This is a genomic window from Mucilaginibacter sp. (genome assembly GCF_036383575.1).
GTDB lineage: Bacteria > Bacteroidota > Bacteroidia > Sphingobacteriales > Sphingobacteriaceae > Mucilaginibacter.
On the sequence record NZ_DASVOB010000028.1, the window covers coordinates 1 to 5,392 of the forward strand.

General features: G+C 44.9%; 4 protein-coding genes. All 4 read left to right on the forward strand.

Going from position 1 to position 5,392, the window contains the following annotated elements:
* A partial coding sequence (locus VF500_RS00925; protein WP_330857873.1) for a TonB-dependent receptor occupies positions 1 to 2,560 on the forward strand: 2,560 nt, incomplete at its 5' end.
* Between the two features lie 5 nt (positions 2,561 to 2,565).
* Complete coding sequence (locus VF500_RS00930; RefSeq protein ID WP_330857874.1) at positions 2,566 to 3,819, forward strand: MFS transporter; 1,254 nt, start codon at positions 2,566 to 2,568, stop codon at positions 3,817 to 3,819.
* A 65-nt stretch (positions 3,820 to 3,884) separates the two neighbouring features.
* The gene (locus tag VF500_RS00935; protein ID WP_330857875.1) at positions 3,885 to 4,430 is read left to right on the forward strand and encodes a peroxidase-related enzyme; all 546 of its coding nucleotides are present in this window, start codon (positions 3,885 to 3,887) and stop codon (positions 4,428 to 4,430) included.
* A 16-nt stretch (positions 4,431 to 4,446) separates the two neighbouring features.
* Positions 4,447 to 5,001, forward strand: a complete 555-nt coding sequence (locus tag VF500_RS00940) for a peroxidase-related enzyme (protein ID WP_330857876.1) — start codon at positions 4,447 to 4,449, stop codon at positions 4,999 to 5,001.
* Positions 5,002 to 5,392: the final 391 nt, after the last annotated feature.

Below are 5,392 nucleotides of genomic sequence, written 5' to 3' on the forward strand. Positions count from 1 at the left end.
TATTGTTATATCTGCCGTAGGCTTTGAAGTGCAGGAAAGCCAGGTAACATCTGCCAACAATAACATTAGCGTTAAACTAACACAAAAGGCAATTGTACTTAACGAGGTTGTATCATCGGCCACCCGTATTAACCAAAGCATCTTACAATCGCCGGTAAGTATCGAAAAAATGAGCCTTAAGGCTATTAAGGATAACCCTTCATTTACTTTTTATGATGGCTTACAAAGTGTAAAAGGCATTGAATCGGTTACCAGCAGTTTAACTTACAAACAGATCAATACCCGCGGCTTTAACAGCACTGGTAACAGCCGTTTTTTACAACTGGTTGATGGCGTTGATAATCAAACACCGGGCTTAAACTTTTCGGTAGGTAACCTTTTCGGTGCTTCGGACATTGATATCGAAAGTGTGGAAGTTATCCCGGGAGCTGCTTCGGCATTGTATGGTCCGGTTGCATTTAACGGCTTGCTTTCGCTAAAAACGAAAGACCCGTTCAAATACCAGGGCTTAACCCTGCAGGTAAAAAGCGGCCTTAACCACTTTGGCGAATCAGTTGTAAAACCACAGGGCTTATATGATTTTGCTGCCCGTTACGCTAAGGCGTTCAATGATAAATTCGCATTTAAGATCAATGCTTCATACCTCACCGGCCGCGATTGGTATGCCGATAATTATACCGATGTAAGTGCCTCAACTCCTGCGGCACAACGCGGGCCCAATAATCCCGGCCGCGACGCGCTGAATATTTATGGCGACGAGGTTTCCAAAACACTACCCGGCATAGGTCTGGTTTCAAGGACAGGCTATGAAGAAAAAGACCTGATGAACTACAACGTTTACAGCCTTAAACTGAACGGCGCTTTACAATACCGTTTCAGCAATAACCTGGAAGCAATTTACCAGTACAACTATGGTCGCGGTACTGCAAGCTATACCGGCAGCAGCCGTTTCGACCTCAATAACTTTGTTTTACAAACACACAGGGTTGAGTTAAAAGGCAGCAACTTCTTTATCCGTGGTTATTCGGTTGAAGAAAACTCTCACGATTCATACAATACCCGTTCACTGGCACAATTCATTAACCGCGACTGGGTGAAAGACCTGAACGGCAACACCGTTACACCGGATAAAGCCGATGACACCTGGTTTACCCGTTATGCCGCGGCATTTAACGGCACAGTAAGCGGCGTTACCCCCAATAGTAATTCCGCTGCAAGGACCTTTGCCGACCAGGGTCGTTTTTTACCGGGCACAGCTGAATTTAACAACGCCAAGAATGCATCTATCCACAACTACGGTTTGAGCGGTGCAGGCGTTTTCAGTAATAGTAAGTTTTATCATGCAGAAGGCCAGTACGATTTCACCAGCGCTATAAAGGTATTTGAGCTTTTGGCCGGCGGCAGTTTCCGCGATTACCGGATGTTTACCAATGGCAGCTTGTTTGATGATAAAGACAAACGCGTAACCATTAAAGAATACGGTTCCTTTGTACAGGCAGCAAAAAAACTGTTTGATGATAACCTGAAACTAACGGCTTCTATCCGTTATGATAAAAACGAAAACTTTAAAGGAAGCTTCACCCCTCGTTTTTCGGCAGTGTATACCGTTGATAAAACATCAAACTTCAGGGCATCATACCAAACCGGTTTCAGGAACCCAACCCCGGTTGATCAGTTCATCCACCTTAACGTCGGGCCTATCACCATTTTGGGTGGTGCGCCTAATAATAGCAAAGGCTTAAATGTTTATGAAAACTCTTTCACCTCATCATCGGTAAGTGCTTTTGGCGCAGCGTTTGGCAAAGCCGTACAAAGCGGCACACCTTTCCCTCAAGCTATTGAACAAAATAAAGGCCTGCTTCAAAAAGCAAGTGTTGCCTATATCAAGCCAGAACAGCAAAAAGCATTTGAGTTGGGTTACAAAGGCCTGATCATGGATAAATTGCTGATCGACCTGAACTACTATCACAGCAGCTACAACAACTTTATCCTAAACACGGTTGTGATCCAGCCAAGCAACCCGATCCTTGGTTCTGATGGACAGGTGACCACAGCCTCTGCAACGGATATCCCTAACGGCAAAGTGCACGCGTTCCAGTTGTATACCAACGCCCCTGATAAAGTATCTTCCCAGGGAGCAAGTGCTGGTTTAACTTACCTGCTCAATGGCGGTTACGCTGTGGGTGGTAACGCTACCTTATCGGTGTTTAACCTTCGTAATGCTAACCCAAACAATATTGCAGCATTCAACACACCAAAATGGAGCACAAACGCAACATTTGGTAACAGCAATGTGATCAATGATTTTGGTTTTAACGCGGCATGGCACTGGCAAAGTGCTTATGACTGGTACGGAACTTTTAACGGCACCCGTCCGGGTCGTGTAGACGCCTACTCTTTAGTTGACCTTCAGTTTAGCAAAAAACTGCCAAAGCTCCAGTCAACTATCAAGTTGGGGGGCAGCAATATATTCAACAATAAAGTATATCAATCATACGGCTCGCCGGCTATTGGCGCCATTTATTATGTATCAATAGTATTTGATGACCTTTTAAAATAAACAACATGAGCACTTTAACAATTGATGGTCAGGTTGCAAAACCTCAAACAAGCCTCAGCGCTACCTATAAGGTGGTGCTGTTTGCGATCTGTTTTTTTAGTACCGCTTTGGGTGGCTCCGTGTCAACATTGATGTCGGTTTACCTGCCCGTTGTGGTAAAAGACTTGCAGGGAACTGTGCCTGCCGATGAGATCAACGCCATCAGCGGGTATATCAACGCCATCTTCATTTTTGGATGGGCCTTTGGCGGCTTTACCTGGGGCGTTATCAGCGATAAAATGGGCCGTAAAAAAACCTTGCTGCTGGCTATTGGCAGTTACGGCGTATTCACCATTTTAACCGGGTTGATGCCAACCTGGTGGGGTGTACTGCTTTGCCGCTTCTTCAGCGGTTTTGGCGTAGGAGGTGTTTTGGTAACCTCCATAACCCTGGTGAGCGAAGTTTGGCCTGCCAAAAGCAAGGCGGTGATCATAGGCATTCTTTCTATTGCCTTTCCGGTAGGTATATTCTCTGCCGGGCTCATCAACCTCATTGTATCATCATGGCGGTCGGGCTTTTTAGTTGGGGTAATTCCCCTTACCCTGGCCTTGATAGGTGCGCTGGTTTTAAATGAATCTGAAAACTGGCTCAATTATCGCAATGATATCGCTAACCGCGAAAACCCGTTAAACAAGCTGCTTTCTAAAAACCATCGTCGCGAGCTTATTGTAGGTTCATTAACCTTTGGCACCATGCTGATAGGCTTATGGGCAATATTTTCATGGCTGCCTACCTGGGTACAAAGTTTAATTACCGACCATGATGCTGCCAAAGAACGCGGCCTGAGCATGATGTGTATGGGTATGGGTGGTTTAACCGGTGGTTTCTTTTCGGGCTGGCTGGTTAACCTGTTATCCATCAGGCGTTCTATGGTGATCTGTTTTGCAGTTTGCGCGGGTATGTCGTTCATCCTGTTTAAAACCAACACTACATTCAGTGCAGCAGTTTATGTTGAAATCATCATACTGGCCTTATTCTTTGGCGCAAGCCAGGGCGTATTATCAGCCTATATTCCGCAATTATTTTCAACTGGCATCAGGGCAACAGCAACAGGTTTTTGCTTCAACATCGGGCGCATATTTACAGCCACAGCAGTATTGTTTGTAGGTGTGCTGGTATCAACATTAGGCGGATACGGCAACGCACTGATCATCTTTTCGCTGGTATTTATCGTTGGCTTGCTGGTGGTAATATTTGGCCACGAAAAAGCGAAAAGCTGAAAGCTTAAAAAAGAAAAATAAAAAATCACTAATTCACTAATTCAAAAACTCAAAATTAAAAAAATATGGCACACATCAATGTACCCGAAGGCGTTCCGGGCATCCGTTCGCTGGTAATGTTCAGGCCCGAAACCGGTCAGTATTTGTATGAACTGGCCGAAGTATTATTACGCGGAGAATCAACGCTTAGCCCGGCCGACCGTGAGCTGATAGCCACTTATGTATCATACCGCAACAACTGTACATTTTGCTACAGCAGCCACGCTGCCGCCGCCCGTTGCCTGTATGAGGATGACGCCCTTATTGTTGACGAAGTACTACGCGACATGACCGAAGCGCCTATCAGTGCCAAACTGAAAGCATTGTTAAATATTGCTGGCAAGGTGCAGATCCTGGGCAAAGAGGTAAAACAAGAAGACGTTGACGCCGCACGTGCAGAGGGCGCTACCGACCGCGAGATCCACGATGCTGTATTGATAGCCGCTGCCTTCAGCATGTTTAACCGTTATGTAGATGGGCTTGCAAGCCTTACCCCTACCGATCCGGAAGCTTATGCCGAAATGGGCAAACGCATGGCAAAAGGTTATGTATTACCTCAACCACAACATTAATTTAAAACCCGATATTATGGCACATATTGAATTAAATAACGATTTGCCCGGCATCCGTGGCCTCATGTTTTACAGCCCGGAAACAGAAGCCCCATTAAACGCCCTTGCCGAGCAATTGCTTCGTGATGATAACAATTCCTTATCGCGCGGCGAACGGGAACTGATAGCTACCTATGTATCCTACCTTAACGATTGTTTCTTTTGCCAGAATGTACACGGTGCTGTAGCCGGGCATTATCTTGGCTGCAATATTGATGAGATAGATGCTATCAAAGCAAATTTTTCTGCGACCGATCTATCACAAAAGATCAAAGCACTCTTAGCCATTGCCGGCAGTGTACAAAAAGGCGGCAAACATGTAACCACCGAACAAATTGAAGCGGCACGTGCAGAAGGTGCTGATGATAAAGAGATCCACGATACCGTATTGATCGCTGCTGCTTTTTGCATGTTTAACCGCTATGTTGACGGCTTGGGGACCTGGGCACCACAGGACCGGCAGATCTATATCGACCGGGCACCTGAGCGTGCCGAAGTTGGCTATATATCAAGCATTTTTAAAAAAGCTTAATACCTACTGCTTTATCACACCTACAGCCCGGAGCATTTGCTTCGGGCTGTTTTTTTTTCCCATTGTCATTAAACGCTATTTGATTCTCTGACTTCTGACTTAGTGTAGTAGTTTTGGGTTGAATTGAATCCACTAACAAAAGGGGGTTAACAGGGTTAACACAATTCAGGGTTAACATTTACCTATACAATTAACAACCAACAATTTATGTGCTTTTTATACAGAAATTGTGTTAACCCCCTTTTTGTATAATGACCCGTCCTGAAATAGCTATACAGATTTGAGAGTAAATCCTATTCTAACTATACAAGATTCTGTTAATCCTGTATACGCTATACAGGTTCTTTTTTTTAAAGATAGTTATTTAATAACTTGTTGTTTGTTTGCCGGG